This window comes from Amycolatopsis sp. AA4 (assembly GCF_002796545.1).
GTDB lineage: Bacteria > Actinomycetota > Actinomycetes > Mycobacteriales > Pseudonocardiaceae > Amycolatopsis.
Window position 1 is genome coordinate 8183202 of record NZ_CP024894.1, and the last position, 18374, is coordinate 8201575.

General features: G+C 68.8%; 15 protein-coding genes. 9 read left to right on the plus strand and 6 right to left on the minus strand.

The window, feature by feature from the left end:
* The first annotated feature begins 531 nt into the window (after positions 1 to 531).
* On the plus strand, positions 532 to 2169 hold the full coding sequence (locus tag CU254_RS37920) for a Na+/H+ antiporter (RefSeq protein ID WP_037716175.1): 1638 nt from the start codon (positions 532 to 534) through the stop codon (positions 2167 to 2169).
* On the opposite strand, the gene CU254_RS37925 is transcribed toward CU254_RS37920, so the two are convergent.
* Complete coding sequence (locus tag CU254_RS37925) at positions 2150 to 3052, minus strand: TIGR03564 family F420-dependent LLM class oxidoreductase (protein ID WP_009084864.1); 903 nt, start codon at positions 3050 to 3052, stop codon at positions 2150 to 2152. The genes CU254_RS37920 and CU254_RS37925 overlap by 20 nt on opposite strands.
* A gap of 149 nt (positions 3053 to 3201) precedes the next feature.
* Between CU254_RS37925 and CU254_RS37930 the strand changes: the two genes are divergently transcribed.
* Positions 3202 to 3699, plus strand: coding sequence for an OsmC family protein (locus CU254_RS37930; protein ID WP_009084866.1), 498 nt, complete (start codon positions 3202 to 3204; stop codon positions 3697 to 3699).
* 9 nt (positions 3700 to 3708) lie between these two features.
* Here the strand turns inward: CU254_RS37930 and CU254_RS37935 are convergent, their stop codons facing one another.
* Together CU254_RS37935 and CU254_RS37940 are read right to left on the minus strand one after the other, a co-directional pair.
* Entirely contained in the window at positions 3709 to 4932 is a 1224-nt protein-coding gene (locus CU254_RS37935; RefSeq protein ID WP_009084868.1) for a pentapeptide repeat-containing protein, read from the minus strand.
* A 40-nt stretch (positions 4933 to 4972) separates the two neighbouring features.
* A complete protein-coding gene (locus CU254_RS37940; protein ID WP_009084870.1) occupies positions 4973 to 6259 on the minus strand; it encodes an adenylosuccinate synthase in 1287 nt (428 codons plus the stop codon).
* Positions 6260 to 6335: 76 nt separating this feature from the next.
* Here CU254_RS37940 and CU254_RS37945 point away from each other — a divergent pair, with 76 nt between their 5' ends.
* Together CU254_RS37945 and CU254_RS37950 are read left to right on the plus strand one after the other, a co-directional pair.
* The gene (locus CU254_RS37945) at positions 6336 to 7007 is read left to right on the plus strand and encodes a hypothetical protein (RefSeq protein WP_199786097.1); all 672 of its coding nucleotides are present in this window, start codon (positions 6336 to 6338) and stop codon (positions 7005 to 7007) included.
* A gap of 152 nt (positions 7008 to 7159) precedes the next feature.
* Complete coding sequence (locus CU254_RS37950; protein ID WP_037716180.1) at positions 7160 to 7798, plus strand: HNH endonuclease family protein; 639 nt, start codon at positions 7160 to 7162, stop codon at positions 7796 to 7798.
* Between the two features lie 219 nt (positions 7799 to 8017).
* Here the strand turns inward: CU254_RS37950 and CU254_RS37960 are convergent, their stop codons facing one another.
* Positions 8018 to 9895, minus strand: a complete 1878-nt coding sequence (locus CU254_RS37960) for an FAD/NAD(P)-binding domain-containing protein (protein WP_037716182.1) — start codon at positions 9893 to 9895, stop codon at positions 8018 to 8020.
* A gap of 317 nt (positions 9896 to 10212) precedes the next feature.
* On the opposite strand from CU254_RS37960, the gene CU254_RS37965 reads away from it, so the two are divergent.
* From CU254_RS37965 to CU254_RS37975, 3 genes are all read left to right on the plus strand, one after another.
* Positions 10213 to 11472 (plus strand): MFS transporter, encoded by a 1260-nt coding sequence (locus CU254_RS37965; RefSeq protein ID WP_037716184.1) that lies wholly within the window; start codon positions 10213 to 10215, stop codon positions 11470 to 11472.
* Between the two features lie 323 nt (positions 11473 to 11795).
* The gene (locus tag CU254_RS37970; RefSeq protein ID WP_037718634.1) at positions 11796 to 12980 is read left to right on the plus strand and encodes a GGDEF domain-containing protein; all 1185 of its coding nucleotides are present in this window, start codon (positions 11796 to 11798) and stop codon (positions 12978 to 12980) included.
* Between the two features lie 71 nt (positions 12981 to 13051).
* Entirely contained in the window at positions 13052 to 13558 is a 507-nt protein-coding gene (locus tag CU254_RS37975) for a GNAT family N-acetyltransferase (RefSeq protein ID WP_009084883.1), read from the plus strand.
* Here the strand turns inward: CU254_RS37975 and CU254_RS37980 are convergent.
* Entirely contained in the window at positions 13539 to 14432 is an 894-nt protein-coding gene (locus CU254_RS37980; RefSeq protein ID WP_037716186.1) for a Scr1 family TA system antitoxin-like transcriptional regulator, read from the minus strand. The genes CU254_RS37975 and CU254_RS37980 overlap by 20 nt on opposite strands.
* A gap of 110 nt (positions 14433 to 14542) precedes the next feature.
* Positions 14543 to 14953: a DUF3151 domain-containing protein gene (locus CU254_RS37985; RefSeq protein ID WP_009084886.1), complete on the minus strand. Its 411-nt coding sequence runs from the start codon at positions 14951 to 14953 to the stop codon at positions 14543 to 14545.
* 234 nt (positions 14954 to 15187) lie between these two features.
* Between CU254_RS37985 and CU254_RS37990 the strand changes: the two genes are divergently transcribed.
* Both CU254_RS37990 and CU254_RS37995 read left to right on the plus strand, forming a co-directional pair.
* Entirely contained in the window at positions 15188 to 16345 is a 1158-nt protein-coding gene (locus CU254_RS37990; RefSeq protein WP_009084888.1) for a hypothetical protein, read from the plus strand.
* Positions 16346 to 16446: 101 nt separating this feature from the next.
* The gene (locus CU254_RS37995; RefSeq protein WP_009084889.1) at positions 16447 to 18369 is read left to right on the plus strand and encodes a UvrD-helicase domain-containing protein; all 1923 of its coding nucleotides are present in this window, start codon (positions 16447 to 16449) and stop codon (positions 18367 to 18369) included.
* The last annotated feature ends 5 nt before the right edge of the window (positions 18370 to 18374 follow it).

The following is an 18374-nucleotide window of genomic DNA, read 5'->3' on the forward strand; positions in this document are numbered from 1 at the left end:
CCAACGCCACCAGCCAACCGCCGCCGAGCCGACTCCGCCCGCTGGGAAAGGCCCATGACCGCACCACGAAGCCCACCGGCAAGCCGTCCGCCGCCGCTACCTGGCCCGCGCAGCTCGCCCCCGAGGCACCAGCGACCCGGACTGGCCATCACACCCCGAGCCGCCAGCAACCCGGGCCGCCCACCTCACCTTGAGGCACCCGCGGGCGGACCGTCCACCACACCTCGATGCACCCGTGATCCGGCCCCTTCACCTCGATGCACCCGCGATCCGGTCCGCCCACCACACCTCGACGGCACCCACAACCCGGCCCGCCCACCTCACCTCGACGCACCGGCGAGCCGGACCGTCCACCACACCCCGACGCACCCACAACCCCGCCCGCCCACCTCACCCTGAGCCGCCCGCGAACCGGACCGGCCACACCTCGAGCCGCCCGCGACACGGCCCGTCCACCCCACCCCGAAGGGAGGTCCGACACGAACCCACACCATCCGCGTCTCGTCCGGACCATGAGTCAAGATGCGAAGCATGGAGACCTTGACGCTGGTCGGCGTGCTCGCCGGGTCGCTGGGGCTGACTGCGGTCGCCCGGCGGTTCAACCTGTCCGCGCCGCTGCTCATCGTGGTGGTCGGGCTGGGGATCGCGCTGATCCCGGGTGTTCCGCGGGTCGAGCTGGAGCCTGAGCTGATCCTGACCGTCGTGTTGCCGCCGTTGCTGTACTCGACGTCGCTGGAGAGTTCGATCTCCCACTTTCGTGCGAACTTGCGGCCGATCATCACGCTCGGCGTGCTGCTCGTGGTGGCCACCGCGTTCGTGATCGCGTTCGTCGTGCATCTGCTGCTGCCCGATTTGCCGTGGGCTTCGGCACTGGTGCTCGGGGCGGTCGTGTCTCCGCCGGACGCGGTGACGGCTGTCGCGATCGGGCGGCGGCTTGGGCTGCCTCGGGGCGTGATGACGGTGCTCACCGGCGAAAGTCTGGTCAACGACGCGGCCGCGCTCACGCTGTACAAGGTCGCGCTCGCGGCGGTGGCCGGGACGGCCGGGTCGCTCGGGCACGGGTTCGCGGTCTTCGCCGTCGCGACGGTGGTCGGCATTCTGGTCGGGCTGGTCGCGGGCGGGGTCGTCGAGCTGATCCGCACGCGGCTGGACGATCCGTTGCTCGAATCGGCGTTCGGGATCGTGGTGCCGTTCGCGGCGTACGTCACCGCGGAGCACCTGCATCCGTTCGGCGCGGAGTTCAGCGGGTCGGGCGTGCTGGCGGTCGTCACGGCGGGGCTGTTCCTCGGCCACCGGTCGTTGCGGGCGTCGCCGGCGACGAGGGTGCAGGACCGGTCTGTCTGGGCGTCGATCGACGTCATGCTCGAGGCGCTGGTGTTCGCGTTGATGGCGCTGCAACTGCCGTTCGTGCTCGACGGGGCGTCGCATGCCGCGCGGGACAACGGGACGCTCGCGTTGTCCGCGGTCGTCGTGTTGCTCGCGACGATGTTCGTGCGGATTCCGGCCGTCTTCCTGTCCAGTTACCTGCCTCGGTCACTGCAACTGCTCCGACGCACCAAGCACGATCCGCCGGCCTGGCGTTCGTTGGCGGTGATCTCTTGGACCGGCATGCGCGGCGTCGTGACCATCGCCGCCGCGTCCGGGGTGCCGGCGGGTACGCCTGGGCGGGCGGAGATTCAGCTGTTCGCGTTCGCCGTCGCGGTCGGGACCGTGTTGATCCAGGGGCTCACGCTGCCGCCGTTGATTCGGCTGCTCAAGGTCCAGGACCCCGACGAGGACGCTCGTGACCAGGCGGAAGAACTGGCCGCGCGCAAGGTCGCGCAGAAAGCCGCGCACGAGCGGCTGCGCGAGCTTGCCCGCGACCAACTGTCCACTTTGGACATCGAGCCGGAGAAGATGAAGCGGCTCGAACAACGGCTGGAACGCGTGGTGGACACCCGTTACCGGTTCGCGCAGGCCGCGATCACGCTGTCCGGCGAGGAACGGCGCGACAGTCCGCAGGCGCAATTCGCCAAGGCGCGGCGGGAACTCCTCATCACCCAGCGGGCGGCGATGATCGAGGAGAACCGCGCCGGCCGCTTGGACGACGACGTCCTGCAGAAGGTCCTGCGGGAACTCGATCTGGAGGAAATGTCCGTAACGACAACCCTTACGAACCGGATGAGTTGAGCTCGCCCGTCAGCCGCCAGGTGCGGCGGCGGTCCTCGTCGGTGTGCAGGGCGGTCTGGGTGAGCAACACGTCGGTTGCGCCCGCGTCGAAGTAGCGCTGCACTCCGGCGGCGACCGTCTCCTCGTCGCCGATCAGCACCAATTCCGCCGCGTTTTCGACGCCGCCCTCTTTCAGCACGCGCTGATACGACGGGATCGAACCGTAGAAGCCGAGTTCCTGGGCCGCACGTTCGCGCACCGCCTCGACGTCGCTCGTCACCACGGCCGGAACCGCGGCGATCACTCGCTTGCCGGGGCCGATCCCGGGCACGATCAGGTTCGAGAGAGCGCGCGGGCTGGCCAGATAGGGCAGCGTGCCGTCGGCCAGTTCGCCAGTAACCCGCAACGCTTGCGGGCCCATCGCGGCGACGAGCACCGAAATCGGCGTGGCCGGCGCGGGCTCCGACAGATGCACCTCCACCGTCGAACCGGTGAAGTCGACTTGTTCCCCGGCGAACAGCGCGCGCAAAACGGTCAGGTACTCGCGCAGGTGCCGCACCGGGGGCGGATACGGCGTGCCATAGACGGGTTCGAGGAAGTTCTTCGCACCGAGACCGATGCCGAGGGTGAACCGCCCGTCGGTCACCTCACTCGCCGTGCGCGCGGCGGCGGCCAGAACCAGCGGGTGTCGCGGGTAAATCGGCACGACGGAGGTGCCGATCTCGACCCGGGAAGTCACCTGCCCGGCCAGCGCGGCCACTGCCAGCGCGTCGTGGCCGCTGGGCAACTGGGCGAACCAGATCGACGCCGCGCCCGCCTCCTCAGCCTCGCGTGCTTGGTTCAGCACTTCGGTCACCGTGATGGGGTCCCGCGGCAGGGCGGGCAAGGTCAGTCCGACGCTCATACCTTCAAATTATTCAGGCGCGGCACCGGTTTCTCAGCAGCCGAAACAAGCATCCGGCTTTGTGCCAGCCGCGTTCTCAGCCGACGAGAGCCCCTGCCGATCAGGCACCCAAACCGCACCCTGGACGCCCGACGACCCCAGGAGGACCGATGTCACTGACCGACGTCATCGACGGCACCCGGCAAGCCGTGCAGACCGACCGGCGCAACGCGGCGGTGTCGTTCAGCGTCGACCACGCGCTGGCCGCGAACACCGCGACGGTGGTGGACGTCCGGGTCCGCGACCACGCGTTCACCGTGGACGAGCCGCCCGTCCTCGGCGGCACCGACAAGGCGGCGAACCCGGTCGAGTACGCGCTCGCCGCGCTCGGGTCCTGCCAGGTGATCACGTACCAGTTCTGGGCGGCCCGGCTCGGCATTCCGCTCGACTCGGTGCGCGTGAAGGTCGACGGCGACCTGGACCTGCACGGCTTCTTCGGCTTCGACGAATCGACCCGGCCCGGTTTCAGCGACGTGCGAGTCTCGGTGGAACTCGACGGCCCGGCCGCGCCCGAGGCCTACGAACAGCTCCGCCGCGCGGTGGACGAACACTGCCCGGTGCTCGACCTGTTCCGCAACCCGACCCCAGTCAGCACAACGGTTCTCTGAGCGCTCGCATCACGACGGATCCAGTTCGCCGCGATAGGCGAAAGTCCCGTCGGCGGAAACGCTCCACCGGTCGGGCAGTGTCGGCTCTTCGGCCAACTGCCCGGCCCGGGCGCCTTGGAAGTTGAAGCGGGTACCGGGAAATTCGTTCCACGACATCGTATCGCCGACATACTCGTCACTCGGCTCGCTCAGCTTCGGCGGCTGATCGAACTCGATGAATTGCGCGAACTCCCCGTCGCGGAAATCGCACCTTCCGCAAAACTCCACGCGATGAAACCCGGCTCCGCCAAGGAATCGCACGCCGGGCGACAAGAGGTGCCAGCCGAACCGCGTCGCCGTGAAGACGGCTCGGTCGAGAAACTTCGCCCCGGAGAAGCTCGCCATCCGGTCGAAGTCGGAATGATAGAACCAGACCTCTCCGTGAAAGACAGTTTTGTCGAACCTGGCCACCACTAGGAACTGGGTTCCATGGAACTGGGCGTTGCCGACGGAGCACCGCTGAAGCCTGAAGTCGATCAAGACCGCACGGCTTAGGTCTATATCGCAAGCGCCCCACTTCTCCGGCGAGCCGTCCGCCTCTCGGAGGTGATCCGCCAGCATCTGCTGCGCAGCGAGCCGTACCTGAAGCTCCTCGCGTTCCTGCCGCTCAACATCCGACATGCCGCTTTCCAGCTCGGCCGCTCGCGAGCTTTCGTAATCCCACGAAGGCTCCGGAAACGGCATCCGCAAATACGCGCAAACAACGTTGACGATCGCCTGCCGGAGCGTCGGATTGGCATTGGCCAGCCGTTCCAGCGCATACAGCCCGCCGAGCCGCACCGGGGCCTTGTCCGAACCGATCTGCTCGACAGCTTTGGCGTACAGCTCGGTGATCCGCCGCTCGGTCAGGTCGAACTCGGTCGCGAGCTGGACCCGCTCCCGGTGCCGCTGGTCCTCGGCGGTGGCGGCGATCGTTTCCCTGATCTGGATTTCCGTCGACCGCTGCCGTCGCGCCGCCAGCCACAGCGCGAACGCGCCGCCCGTGCCGACCGCGAGGCTCAGCGCCGTGCGGATGGCGTCCAGTTCAGCCCGGGCCGTGTCCGACGTCGGGGCCGTCGCGACCTGGCTGACCAGCAGCCAGGTCGCCGCCGCGATCAGGACCGCGGTCGCCGCGGCGGCAGCGGCTACCCACCACCACCGCAGCTCCGGCAGCTTCTGCGTCCGAGCGGGACGACCGGCCGCGTCATCTGTCATGCCGCTGTAGTCGACCAGCGGGCCGGCCGATGCAACAGACTCAGGCGAACTCGTGCCGCACGATCGTCTGCTCCCGGCCCGGACCGACGCCGATCGCCGACACCCGGGCGCCGGACAGCTCTTCGATCCGCTCGACGTAAGCGCGCGCGTTGGCGGGCAGTTCGTCGTACGTGCGGCAGTGCGAGATGTCCTCGAACCAGCCCGGCAGCTCTTCGTAGATCGGAACCGCGTGGTGCACGTCGGTCTGGGTCATCGGCATGTCCGAGGTGCGGAAGCCGTCCACCTCGTAGCCGACGCACACCGGGACCTTCTCCAGTCCGGACAGCACGTCCAGCTTGGTCAGGAAGTAGTCGGTGATCCCGTTGACCCGCACCGCGTAGCGGGCGATCACCGCGTCGAACCAGCCGGTGCGCCGCGAGCGGCCGGTGGTGACGCCGAACTCGCCGCCCTGCTTGCGCAGGTACTCGCCGGACTCGTCGTCCAGTTCGGTCGGGAACGGGCCGGAGCCGACGCGGGTCGTGTAGGCCTTCAGGATGCCCAGCACGGTCGTGATGCGGCCCGGGCCGATGCCCGACCCCGCGCTCGCGCCGCCGGACGTCGGGTTCGACGACGTGACGAACGGGTACGTGCCGTGGTCCACGTCGAGCAGCGTGCCCTGCGAGCCCTCCAGCAGGACCGTCTCGCCGCGCTCCAGCGCCTGGTTCAGCTGCAGCCGGGTGTCGGCGATGCGGTGCGCGAACTTCTCGCCCGCCGCGAGCACCTCGTCGGCGACCTGGTCCGCGTCGAGCGCCTTGCGGTTGTAGACCTTGACCAGCACCTGGTTCTTGAACTCCAGCGCCGCCTCGACCTTCTGCCGGAAGATCTTCTCGTCGAGCAGGTCCTGCACGCGGACGCCGACGCGGGCGATCTTGTCCTGGTAGCACGGCCCGATGCCGCGGCCGGTGGTGCCGATCTTGCGGCTGCCCAGGTAGCGCTCGGTGACTTTGTCGATCGCCACGTGGTACGGCATGATCAAGTGCGCGTCGGCCGAGATCAGCAGCTTGCTGGTGTCGACGTCGCGCTCCTCGAGACCGGCCAGCTCGTCCAGCAGCACGCCCGGGTCGATGACCACGCCGTTGCCGATGACGTTCGTCACGCCCGGCGTCAGGATCCCGGACGGGATGAGGTGCAGCGCGAAGTTCTCGCCGTTCGGCAGCACGACCGTGTGGCCCGCGTTGTTGCCGCCCTGGTAGCGGACGACCCACTGGACGCGGTCGCCGAGCAGGTCGGTGGCCTTGCCCTTGCCCTCGTCCCCCCACTGGGCACCGATCAGCACGATGGCCGGCATGTGACACTCCAGGTGTTCGGCAATAGGAATAGTGACCCCGGACGGGGGCACGGGTGGCGCTGGTAAATGCCGGTGCATGACTTTAACGGAGGACACCGGAGTGCGCGGAATAGTGGTGGCCTGCGGTGCCGCGGCGGATCTGCCCGCGCGGCTCGGCGACGTCCCGCTCGTGCACGCCGGGCCGCGGCCCGGCAAGGCGGAAATCGACCCCTTGCTGGGGGAACACGACCGGCTCGTCGTCCTGGGCGCCGACGCCGACCTCGCCGCCGTGGTGGTGCGTCTCATGCGCCGCGAACTCCTCCCGGGCGTGTCCGTCGGTTTCGTCGCCACGGAGTCCGGCTCCCGCGTCGCCGCGCACTGGCGGCTGCCCGCGGACCCGGACGAGGCGTTCGCGCTCGCCTGGAAGGGCGAGGACGCCGAGATCTCCCTCGTCCGCGACGACACCGGCGGCGTGCTCCTCGGGCACGCGACCCTGCGGGATGTCAAGGGCCAGGCGTATTGCGACGAACAGGTGGCTTTCGACGGCACGGTTTCCGGCATCGAGGTCGCACCGGACGACTCCGGAGTGACCGCCCGAATCACCCGCGGCAAGCTCCTCAAACGGTCCGCGACGTTCCGCGGCCGCGCCTTCCAGCTCGGCTGCGTGCCGACGTCTTCGCTGGTCATCGACGGTGTCCCGCAGGAGCGCGAGATCACCCGGCGGACCTGGTACCGGCACACCGCCGACCTCCGCGCGGTCCGCGGCTGACCCTCCCGCGCCGGACGAGGTTCAAGCGAACTTGGACTCTCGGTGACTTTCCGTTTACAGAAGGTCGGTTTGCTGTCACCTGACGGTGTTGCGCACGCCACTTTCGTGGTCAAAGGTGAATCAGTCCCGCATCTGACCAGGAAGGCAGCAATATGCCGACCACTCGCACAGTTCGCAACTCCTTGACCGTCCTGGCCGGCGTCGCGCTGCTCGGCTCGGTCACGGTCGGCGTCGCCGACGCCACGCCGCCGGGCATCCCGTCGGCGGACACCGCGAAGAGCCAGCTCTCCGGTCTCACCGTGAAACCGGACGGCTCGCAGACCGGCTACAGCCGCGACAAGTTCCCGCACTGGATCGACCAGGGCAACAGCTGCAACACGCGCGAGATGGTGCTCAAGCGCGACGGCACGAACGTCCAGGTCGGCTCCGACTGCTATCCGACGTCCGGCAAATGGACCTCGCCGTACGACGGCGCGACCTGGAGCTCACCGTCCGATGTGGACATCGACCACGTCGTGCCGCTCGCCGACGCGTGGCGCACCGGGGCCTCGTCCTGGACCCAGGCGCAGCGCCAGGCCTTCGCCAACGACCTGTCCGACCCGCAGCTGATCGCGGTGACCGACAACGTGAACCAGGAAAAGGGCGACAAGTCGCCGGACCAGTGGAAGCCGCCGTCCACCGGATACTGGTGCACGTACGCCAAGATGTGGGTCACGGTCAAGTACAAGTTCAAGCTCACCGTGAATTCGGCGGAGAAGTCCGCACTGACGGACATGCTGGGCCGCTGCTGAGTCGTTCGGCCCTGCCGCGGGCGCCGTCGCCGTCCTATGGTCCGAACCATGCGAAAGGTCACGGCGGCGGTGCTGGCGGTGTTCCTGGTGCTCTGCGGAGCAGTCCCGGGTTGTCGAACGACGCGCTAAACCGGGTGATCGACGGTTGGGAGTACTTCAACTCGCTGCCCGGCGACACTGCCGCGCCATGGGAATGGGCGCAGCAGATCGCACCGGCGGTCAAGGGTTAGCCAGCCGCAGGATTTCCCTTGCCAGCGCGTCGTTCTGCCGGAACGAGATCGCGTTCGTGCGCGGTCGCGTGAAGGCCCCTGCCGAGCGGACGCTCGTGTGCGGGCCTACCGCGAACCGTCGTGGATGCGGGGATCCGTCCGCGGTGACCAGGCGGAAGTCGTTGAGCATCGTGGCGATCCGCCCGGACGGCAGTGTCGCGCCGTCGACATCCGGCACGGTTTCCTCAGCCAATGCGCCGCTGTCTCGCAGATTCCGCAACAGCGGGTCGGACACGCGCGGGACGCTCGCGTCCGGCAGTCGTGCCTCGATCAACGTCCGCGCGGTGACCGTGTCGGGATGGCTGGTGCTCGACGCGACGAACGCACCCGTCGCCTCGTCGGCGGCGATCGAGAGGTTCGCCCCGAGGAACGACACGACGCCAGCATCCTCGAGAGCGAGCAGTTCGTCGAGCCGTCGCGGTGGCGGACCGCTTGCGTAGTAAGAGAAAAAGCCGTGGAACCAACCGTCCATCTCGGCCACTTGGGACGCGGCGGTCAGCTGTCCGGTCGCCAGCAGCGCGGGCAGCTGACCGATCACCGACAGCAGAGCCATGAACGCGCCGAGATCCGCACTGTGGTGCACATCCGCGCGCCGCGCGAGGTCGGATTCGATGTATTTCCGCACCGCTTTCCCGAATTCCTCGCCGGAATCGAAGCGGCGGCCCGCGAACGGGCGATCCAATCGCTCCAGATCGAGCCGGTCTTCCCGGGCCGGCACCGCAGCGGCGATGAGCGCGTCCATTTCGGCCGAGAACCACGGCAGGTCGGCGAATTTGTCCGCGAAGACCGCGTAATCCGTGCGCACGCGTTCTGGATGTCCGGTGAACAACTCGGTGTAGTACGCCCAGGCGAGTTCTTTCGCGATGAGCGGCCACACGTCCGCACGGAAGCCGAGCGGACCGGTCAGCCCCTCGATGGCGCGCTGGTCGAAGAATTTGGGCAGCTGCAACGGTTTCCCGCGCAACCGGTAACCGGTCTTCGCGTGGTATGGCACCCCGCGCCGGGAACCGACGTGCAGGATCGGCTCGGCACCGCTGAGGTGATAGCGCAGCCCGCCGCACGGCAGTTCCTCGAACCGGCCGCCGCGACCCTCCGTCAGCAGCAGCATCAGATCCACGAACGCGAGCCCGAAACCCCGGACTAGCACCGGTTCTCCGGCGGGCACCGCGGAATAGTCGACGTCCGCGGTGTAGCCAGCGGGGTAGTAAGACAGCTGGTGCTGCTCGGCGAACGCCTCCAGTTCGCGTTCCCGAGAGTCGGGGACCGCGTCGAGGTGGCCGACAGTCAGCACCACGGCATCGGCGGACACTGTGGTGCCGTCGGAAAGCCGCACGGTCTCGTCTTCGTCGACGCTCTCGGCGGCGGCGAGGTGCTCGACCACCGAGATGCCGGGCGGCAGTTCGGCCACCACCTTGCGGTAGAACCACTCCAGGTACCGGCTTTGCAGCCGCCGGGTCGGGAAGTCCGTGGAAGTGAGCGATTCGAACTCCGCACGGACGTCGTCCGGCACCGGATAGGACAGCGTGCCCGCGCGCACCTGCCGCACCCATTCGATCAGCGACGGACCCGGCCGCACCGGACCGTCGATCCGGACAGTGTCGTCCGTGAACACGGTGACGTCCTCGGGCATCGAGTTCATCCGCAGCAGCGGCGACTGCTCGTACCGCCACACGCGGCCGGGGCCGGGCGGGAACGGGTCGATGAGATGGACTTCGATCCGCCGGTCGCCGAGCAGGCCGGCGGCGTTCGCGGACAGCCGTTCGAGGACGCCGACCCCGCGAGGTCCGGCGCCCACGATGGCGAGCGTGAACGTCGGGAGAGCGGTCACCCGGGCGAAGCTACGCGGCTGGGCGCCCGCGCGGCGGCCGTTCCACAGTGCGGACGACGCACCCGAACGGATGTGGCACAAACCACAAAGATCGAACCCACCCCGGCCGACAGTGCGGAGCGCTATCGTCTGGACACGTGGCGAACTGATCGTGACCTGTCGGATACCGGCTAAAGAACCTAGAGAATCACCAACAGTCACGAGACACTGAGCTTGACAACTCACTTCGTGTGACCGGCCCGTGACCAGGAGGATCTAAGGTCACCCGTTGGTCACTAGTGCGGCACAGTCCGCACACAGCAGCGGGGAGTACACGCATGACGACAGCACCACACCGGGTCACGTTCCGCGAGGTGTTCGGAGTCGCCGAGTTCCGCGCGATGTGGTTCGGCGAACTGCTGTCGATCGCCGGCGACCAGCTCGCCCGGGTCGCGTTGTCCGTCCTCGTCTACGCCAACACCGGTTCCGCGACGCTGACCGGCCTCACCTACGCGCTCACGTTCTTCCCGTCGCTGCTGGGCGGCATCTTCCTCACCGGACTCGCCGACCGCTTCCCACGCCGGGCCGTCATGGTCACCGTGGACCTCACGCGCGCGGCCTTGATTCTGTGCGTTGCCATTCCGGGACTGCCGTTCTGGGCACTATGCGTGCTCGTCGGCTGCGTTTCGCTGCTGAATCCGCCGTTCAAGGCGTCTCAACTGGCATTGCTCCCGCAGGTGCTCGAAGGTGACCGGTTCGTGGTCGGCATGGGCATCCGGAGCATGACGGTCCAATCCGCGCAGCTGCTCGGTTTCGCCGGCGGCGGCGCGCTGCTGCTCGCGATGGACGCCCGCCTCGCCCTGGTGCTCGACGCGGGCACGTTCGTCCTCTCCGCGCTCTTCCTCCGCTTCGGACTGAAGGCCCGCCCCGCGGCCGCCAGCGGGGAAAAGCGCAAGCCGTTCTTCTCCTCGCTCAGCGCGGGCGGCCGGGTCGCCTTCGCGACCAGCGCGTTGCGGTCCCTCATGGTCTTCACGTGGCTCGCCGGGCTGATGCCGGTATACGAAGGCATCGCCGCGCCGTACGTCGCTTCCTCGGGCGGCGGATCCACCATGATCGGCTTGCTGCTCGCCGCCGACCCGGTGGGCAGCGTGATCTTCACCTTCGTCTACACGCGCTGGGTGCCCGCCGGGATCCGGCCGAAGCTGATCGGCCCGATGACCGCGCTCGCCGCGATCCCGCTGCTGCTCTGCTTCCTGCAGCCGGGTCCGATCGTCTCGGTGCTCCTGTTCGTGATCTCCGGCGGCTTCGGCACGATCGCGCTGCTGCAGGCGACGGCGTCGCTGACTGTCGCGGTCCCGGACGAGAGCCGGGCGCAGACGATGGGGCTGTCGAACACCGGATTGACCACGACGATGGGCGTCACTCCGCTGATCGGCGGGGTCATCGCCGACCACGTGAGCGCTCAGACGACCGTCGGGATTTTCGGGCTGGCCGGGTTGCTCATCACGATTCCGCTCGCGATCGCGTGGCAGCGGAGTGTCTCCGGGCAGGCCGAAGAGGGGTCAGCGAAGGAAGCCACACGCGCCGAGCCTGCCTGAATACCCCGACATGCCCCGCGCGTGAGGCCCTGACCTGCGCGACCTTGCGGTGCTGCTACGCGGTCACTGTTCCTTGCTGCGCATCGCTGGTCACCCTTCATCCGGCGTGTTCGGGAAAAATGTACACACCTAAGGCCCTTGTGGACAGGCGGCAAACGGTCTGAAACTGTGCGTAAGGCGAGTGTCACTGTCGATCCGCGCAAGACCCGGGGGGAAGAATGGTCACATCGGGGGAATTTTCTGGTCTGGGGCTGCGCGACGCGGTTTCCCGGTGGTCGCTCTGGTCGAGGCCGCGGCAGTGGGTCGCGGTCACGCTGACGAGCATGGCCGTCACGGTGGTGCTCACCGTGGTCAGCACGCTGGTGTTCCCGGTCAGCCTCCACCAGCTCGGCATCCTCGGCATGCTCGCCGGCCTGGCGATCGCGCAGACCGAGGTCACGCGGCAGATCGAGCGGCAGCGCCGGATGCTGAGCCAGGGCCCGCACATCACCGTCACGTCGGTGTGGCTGCTTCCGGCCGCGCTGCTGGTGCCGCCGCAGCTGGTCGCCGCGCTGGGCGTGATCATTTACGTCTACCTGGCGTTCCGCAGCTGGAACGGCACGCGCCCCGGCGAGGCGCACCGCGTCGCGGCCAACGCGACCACGATGATCCTGTCCGGTTTCGGCGCGGCGCTGGCCGGACACCTCACGGACGGCCACAGCGTCACCACCGTCGTGGCCGGTGCGCTCGGGTATTTCCTGGTCAACACCGCGCTGACCGGCCTCGGCCTGTACCTGACCGACCCGGCGAAGGCGACGGCCGAATCATGCCTGGGCACGATGGACGACAACCTGCTGGAACTGGCGACCCTGTGCGTCGGCGGGCTGCTCGTGATGGTGCTGAGCCACGAACCGCTGCTGTCGGTGCTGGTGATCCTGCCGCTGTACGTGCTGCAGCGATCGATGCTGATCAAGCGGCTCGAGGAACTCGCGACCACGGACCAGAAGACGCAGCTGCTCAACGCCACCACCTGGCAGGACGGCGCGCAGCGCGAGATTTCCCGCGCCGAGCGCGAGAACGGCAGCTTCGGCGCCCTGATGATCGACCTCGACCACTTCAAGCGGATCAACGACACGTTCGGCCACCTCGCCGGCGACGACGTGCTCAAAGCCGTCGCCGCGGTGGTGAAGCAGGAGACGCGGGCACACGACCTCGTCGGCCGGTTCGGCGGCGAGGAGTTCGTGGCGCTGCTGCCGTCGACGTCGAAGGAAGACGCGATCGTGACCGCCGAACGGATCCGGCAGCGGATCAGCGAGCTGGTGATCCCGACCCAGACGAACGAGGGCGAGGCGGTCTCGATCGAGAATCGGACCGCGTCGATCGGCGTGGCCGCGTTCCCGCTGGACGGGACGAGCATCGAGGAAGTGATGGCCGCGGCCGACGCCGCGGTGTATGCGGCGAAGAACAGCGGCCGCAACCGGGTCGTCGGCTCGGTCAACCCGGCCCGGGAACTCGCGGCGGTCGCCTGACGGCCTCGGACCCGGCCGGCACCCTCCCCCGGCCGGCCGGGTCCATCCTTCGCGACCGCCGGGAATTCGACATGACTGCTGTACCGCTCATCGGGATCCGCCCCGCCCGCGACGACGAACTCGCCGTTGTCGCCGCGTTGCGCTGGCGGTGGGTCGCGGAGAAAGACGGGCTGCCGCACCGTAATCGGGACGAGTTCGTACGCGAGTTCGCCGACTGGGCCCGCGCACACGCCGAAACGCATCGCTGTCTGGTGGCGGTGCGAGACGAGCGCGTGCTCGGGATGGCGTTCCTCGCGCTGACCCCCAGAGTGCCGACGCCGCACGACTTTTCGCGGATCTGCGGCGACGTGCAATGCGTGTACGTCGTGCCGGAAGCACGCGACAGCGGCGTCGGCGGGCTGTTGATCGAGGCGACGCTGCGGCTGGCCGCGGAACTCGGGCTGGAGCGGGTGACCGTGCATTCCTCGGATCGCGCGATCCCGGCTTATCTGCGGCACGGGTTCTCGGTGTCGAAGAACCTGCTGCAGAGCGAACTGCGGATCGCGGTCGACGTACCGGCTAACCGAACATATTCCTAGGCCCCTCCCGCCGTTTCCCCTGCGCGATCTCCCGGAACTCCCGCGCGACGCGCTGCACGAACGCCGCCGAGGCGCGGGAGTCCAGGGAGATGTCGCGGATCCGGTCCGCGACCTCGCAGTACGTGTCGGTCCCCTCGTCGAGGAGGAAGGCGCCCGAGTACTGGTGCTCGAAGTAGACGATCGGGTCGCCGACCTCCACGTGGTACACGCAAAACCGACCGGCGAGTCCCGGATGGCCGCCGTGGCCGGCGGGCACGACGCGGACCGACAGCTTCGCGGAGGTCGCCATGAGATCGGCGAGGAACCGCAGCTGCCGGGCCATCGTCTCGGGCCCGCCGACCGGATTGCGCAACGCTGCCTCGCCCAGCAGCACCTCACACGGAATCGCGCCGGGGCCGACCACGAGCGGCCTGCGCATCATCCGGATCTCCGCCTGGCGTTCCGCGTCCTTCAGCGGCAGTCCGTCGGCGAGGAACAGCGCCCGCGCGTAATCCGGGATCTGCAGCAGTCCCGGCACGAGAAGCGGCTGCCATTCGACGACTGACGTCGCGGCGCGTTCGCAGGCGAGCAGCCCGCCGAGATGGTCCGGGTCGGACTGTTTGCCTCGGGCGACCCAGCCCGGTTCGGCGGTGCCGCGCGCCAGTTGCAGGATCCGTTGTTTCTCCGCACCCACGACGCCGAGCGCGCCGAGGATGCCCGCGACGTCCTCCAGCGCGGGAACTCGTTGTCCCAGCTCCCAGTTCGACAGCAGCGCGGGGTTGGTGCCGACTCGGCGGGCGAGTTCGCGCAGTCCGAAACGGGCGTCGATCCGGGCCTCGCGCAGCGCGGTGCCGAGGGTGCGGATCCGGGGGGTGAGCATGGCCGTGCCTCGCATGGCCGCCTTTGTAGGTGTCACCAAATGCGAACACCTCTAGCTGTCACCCGAAGGTGGGCAAACGGCCGGTCGCGCCCCGGTTTTCGCCAGGGCGCGACCGGCCGCCCGCGTCACTTCAGACCGGTCGCCTCGGCCGCGGCCGGGTCGGAATCGGCGAGGAACGTCTTGCAGCGCTCGTACTCCTCGGACTCGCCGATGCGGCCCGCGGCGGTGCCGAGCGCGGCGAGCGCGCGCAGGAAACCCTGGTTCGGCCGGTGCGCCCACGGCACCGGGCCGAAGCCCTTCCAGCCGGCGCGGCGGAGCTGGTCGAGTCCGCGGTGGTAGCCGGTGCGGGCGTAGGCGTAGGCGGCGACGGTCTCGCCGTCGGCGAGCGCGCGTTCGGCGAGCGCGGCCCAGGCCTCGCTGTAGTCGGGGTGTTCGGCGGCCACGGAGGTCGGGTCCGTCCCGGAGTCGAGCGCGGCCTGCGCTTCGGTGTGCTCGGGCAGCAGCGTGGGCTCGGGGCCCAGCAGGTTGTGCGTCATGCCGCCATTGTGCCCACGATGCTCGCGGGTCAGAGGAACAGGCTGGTCAGCACGCCTCCGCCGGCCAGAACGAGTGCTGCGATCAGCACGGCGGCGACAGCTCGTTTCGGCATCATGGGCCGACACCCTGCCGTGCCGGATGGTGCCAGGGCAAGTCCGCCACCCGTAGGGGTGAACCCCGGTTTTTGCCCCTTCTCCCGCCGCGTCCTCTTGCGGCAGGGAATGATGGCGCCTATGACGAAGGCGGTTGAAGGCGTCGCCGGCCCCGCGGTCCCGCGCGGACCCGTGGGCAAGACCAGGCTTTTCTTCGCGACGCACTGGCACCGCGGCGCACCGGGGCAGCCGACTCCGGCGTGGGTGCTGCGGTTCTGTTACGGCATGTGGCTGACCGCGTTCGCGTTCAAGCTCCTCGGGTCGTCGTGGGACATGTCGTGGCACTTCAAGTGGCTGCGCGACGACCTCGCCCCGCCGCACCTGATCAACACCGTCGGCACGGTGATCATCGTCGTGCTGGTGGCGATCCACAGCTACACCGGCCTCGGCTGCGACCGGCGCTCGCTGCGGCTCATGCAGGCCGGGCTGATCGTGTTCCTGGTCGCCGCGCCGCTCGACGTCATCAACCACCGCGTGAACGGCCTCGACCTGACCGCGTGGAGCCCGTCGCACATGATGCTGTACCTCGGCACCGGGATCATGCAGGCGGGCGTCCTGCTCGGCTGGCTGCGGCTGTCCCCGCCGGGACGCTTCCGCACCGGGGTGCTGCTCGCGCTGTGGGCATTCTTCCTGGAGAACACCTTCTTCCCGAACGGCCAGCAGGAGTACGGGATCCTCGGCCTGCGCGCCTGGGAACGCGGCACGCCCGAGGCCGAGCCGTCGCTGCTTTCCTTCGCCGCCAACCAGATCGGCCACCCGGTCGACCGGGCCGCGGTCGTGCACTTCACGATGCCGATCCCGGAGTGGGTGTACCCGCTGTGGGGCATCGGGGTTTCGGCGCTGATCCTCGTGCTGGCGCGGAAAACCGTCGGACGCCGCTGGGCCGCGCTGACCGTGGCCGGCGCGTATGTCGCGTACCGCTGCGTGATGTGGCCGCTGCTGCTGGCGCTGGGCTTCCCGGTGTCGACGGTGCCGTTCTATCTGCTGGCCGTCGGGATCGCGGTGGATCTGGCTTTCCTCCTGCCGCGTCCTGCGCTGGCCGGAGCGGTTTTGGTGACTGGGCTCGGGTACGGCGCGTTCTGGGTGCAGTCGCAGTTGCGGCCTTGGCTGCTCGGGGAACAGCAGACGGAATCGGCGCCGCCGGTCGCGTATTGGACGGCTTTGGTCGCCGTGGTGGCGGTGTTCGCATTGTGGGCTGGGGCTGAGCAGTGGGCTTCTCGGCGTGCGGTCGCGGCTTGACGCGGCGCTGCCATTCGAGTGATTTGCGATCATGAGCGCCCCGAGCTGATTGCTTTTCGGAATACTGCGGATACCAGCAGTAACCTCGGGGAGGGGGTTTCGTGGCGCTCAGTTCGCACGCCCGAAAGCGGCAGCTTGCCGCAGACCTGGTGTCGGAGCGGTATCCCCAGCTGACTTCCTTGCAGCGCAACGTGTTCACCGAACTGGTCGCCCGAACCGCGGAGGGCTGGCAGCTCGCGGTGCACACTGGCGCGGCCCCGGCGGCGGACGCCTACCTGATCGGCCGGGTCGGAGTGTTCGCGATTGTTGTCGCTGATCCAGCGCCGGATGCCAGGACGATGCAGGCGGTGCTGCGCCAGGTCGACGAGCGGTTCGCCGCGTTGTCGCTTCCCGGGGAACGGCGCGTCGCCGCGAGCGCGGTCACCCCGGTCGTGATCGGCGCTCCGAATTCCCCGGCCGGACCGCGCAATGCCGGGCCGTTCTGGTCGCTTCCCGCCTCCCGGCTCGATCAGCTTTTCCGGCGCGACGCCGTGCATCTGACCACGAAACAAGCCGCGCGGATCGCCGGTGCGCTGCGCCCGGTGCTGGACGGGTACGACTGGCCGAAAATCGAGGTGCCGGCCGCGGAAGCGGAGCCGTTCGAGCTGCTCTCCGCGGAAAGCGTCGCCGAGAACGAGCTGGCTGCGGCGGTGGAGCGGCCGTTCGACACCTGGATGACGTTCCTGCACCCGGACCAGGCGGCGCTGGCGACGCGGAATTACGGCGGTCCGGCCCGGATCAGCGGACCGGCGGGCACGGGCAAGACCGTGGTGGCGCTGCACCGACTCCGGCACGCGGGGCGGCGCAGCACCGGTCCGTTGCTGTTCACGACGTTCGTGCGGAATCTGCCGCCGGTGAGCGAGACCGCGTTTCGCCGGCTGGCCCCGGAGATGGCGGACCGGGCGCAGTTCGTCAGCCTGCACTCGTGGGCGAGTTCTTTCCTCGCCAGCCGGGACATCCACCTGAACATTTCCTTCGAGACCTCGTTCAATCTCGCCTGGGGAGCGCACCGCGGCGCGCTGCCGGACGACGTGCCGAACTACTGGGCGGACGAGGTGCACCGGGTGATCAAGGGCCGAGGCATCAAGACCCTCGACGAGTATCAGCGGGTAATCCGGCGCGGGCGGCGGCGACGCCTCGACCATCGCCAGCGCGCGACGGTCTGGCAGGTTTATCAGGATTACCAGAAGAATCTCGCGGAGCGGAACGCGCACGATTTCGACGATCTGCTGACTCGCGCGCTGGAGGAGCTTGAGCAGCGGCCGCTTGAAGAGCCGTACGCCGCCGTGGTCGTCGACGAGGTGCAGGACATGACGCTGACCGGCCTGCGGCTGCTTCTCCGGATGGCCGGAGACGGACCGAACCAGCTGCTGCTCGTCGGCGACGGCCAGCAGCAGGTCTACCCGGGCGGCTGGCGGCTTTCCGACGCCGGCATCCCCGTTCAGGGCCGGGGCGAGGTGCTCAAGGTCAACTACCGCAACCGCACCGGAATCCTGGACTTCGCCCGGCGGATCGCGGCCCTCAACGAGGTAGACGACCTCGACGGAGCGGCCGGAGTCGCCCTGCGCGACGCGGCGGCGGTCAACGACGGCGGGATCGCGAAGTCCTGGGAGGGCACCGAATCCGAACTGCCGGAAGCATTGACCGCCGCGGTGCGAGACCTCGACGTCCCGCACGGCGAGAGCGCGCTGATCGCCTTCAGCAACAAGGATGCCTTCAAGTGCCGGAAACTATTGGACTCGGCCGGTGTCGCCACTCAGCCGATCGAACAACACACCGGCGAAACCGGCGACCGGCTGTACGCGGGGACCGTGCACAAGGCGAAAGGACTGGATTTCCGCGCGGTGCTGGTGGTGGACTTCCTGCCCTCGGAGCCGGAAGACCCTGCGACCGAACAAGAAAAACGCGAGCTGCGGAACCGGCAACGGCTTGTCGCCGCGACCCGCGCCCGCGACTTCCTCTGGTGGGCTACTGTTCGGTCCTAATTGGA

Bases quoted from the DNA above. Each gene is read 5' to 3' on its own strand.
- CU254_RS37980 (WP_037716186.1), bottom strand. From the start codon at position 14,432: ATGCGAGGCACGGCCATGCTCACCCCCCGGATCCGCACCCTCGGCACC.
- CU254_RS37945 (WP_199786097.1), top strand. From the start codon at position 6,336: ATGACTTTAACGGAGGACACCGGAGTGCGCGGAATAGTGGTGGCCTGC.
- CU254_RS37990 (WP_009084888.1), top strand. From the start codon at position 15,188: ATGACGAAGGCGGTTGAAGGCGTCGCCGGCCCCGCGGTCCCGCGCGGA.
- CU254_RS37935 (WP_009084868.1), bottom strand. From the start codon at position 4,932: ATGACAGATGACGCGGCCGGTCGTCCCGCTCGGACGCAGAAGCTGCCG.
- CU254_RS37965 (WP_037716184.1), top strand. From the start codon at position 10,213: ATGACGACAGCACCACACCGGGTCACGTTCCGCGAGGTGTTCGGAGTC.
- CU254_RS37985 (WP_009084886.1), bottom strand. From the start codon at position 14,953: ATGACGCACAACCTGCTGGGCCCCGAGCCCACGCTGCTGCCCGAGCAC.
- CU254_RS37925 (WP_009084864.1), bottom strand. From the start codon at position 3,052: ATGAGCGTCGGACTGACCTTGCCCGCCCTGCCGCGGGACCCCATCACG.
- CU254_RS37940 (WP_009084870.1), bottom strand. From the start codon at position 6,259: ATGCCGGCCATCGTGCTGATCGGTGCCCAGTGGGGGGACGAGGGCAAG.
- CU254_RS37950 (WP_037716180.1), top strand. From the start codon at position 7,160: ATGCCGACCACTCGCACAGTTCGCAACTCCTTGACCGTCCTGGCCGGC.
- CU254_RS37920 (WP_037716175.1), top strand. From the start codon at position 532: ATGGAGACCTTGACGCTGGTCGGCGTGCTCGCCGGGTCGCTGGGGCTG.
- CU254_RS37975 (WP_009084883.1), top strand. From the start codon at position 13,052: ATGACTGCTGTACCGCTCATCGGGATCCGCCCCGCCCGCGACGACGAA.
- CU254_RS37930 (WP_009084866.1), top strand. From the start codon at position 3,202: ATGTCACTGACCGACGTCATCGACGGCACCCGGCAAGCCGTGCAGACC.
- CU254_RS37970 (WP_037718634.1), top strand. From the start codon at position 11,796: ATGGCCGTCACGGTGGTGCTCACCGTGGTCAGCACGCTGGTGTTCCCG.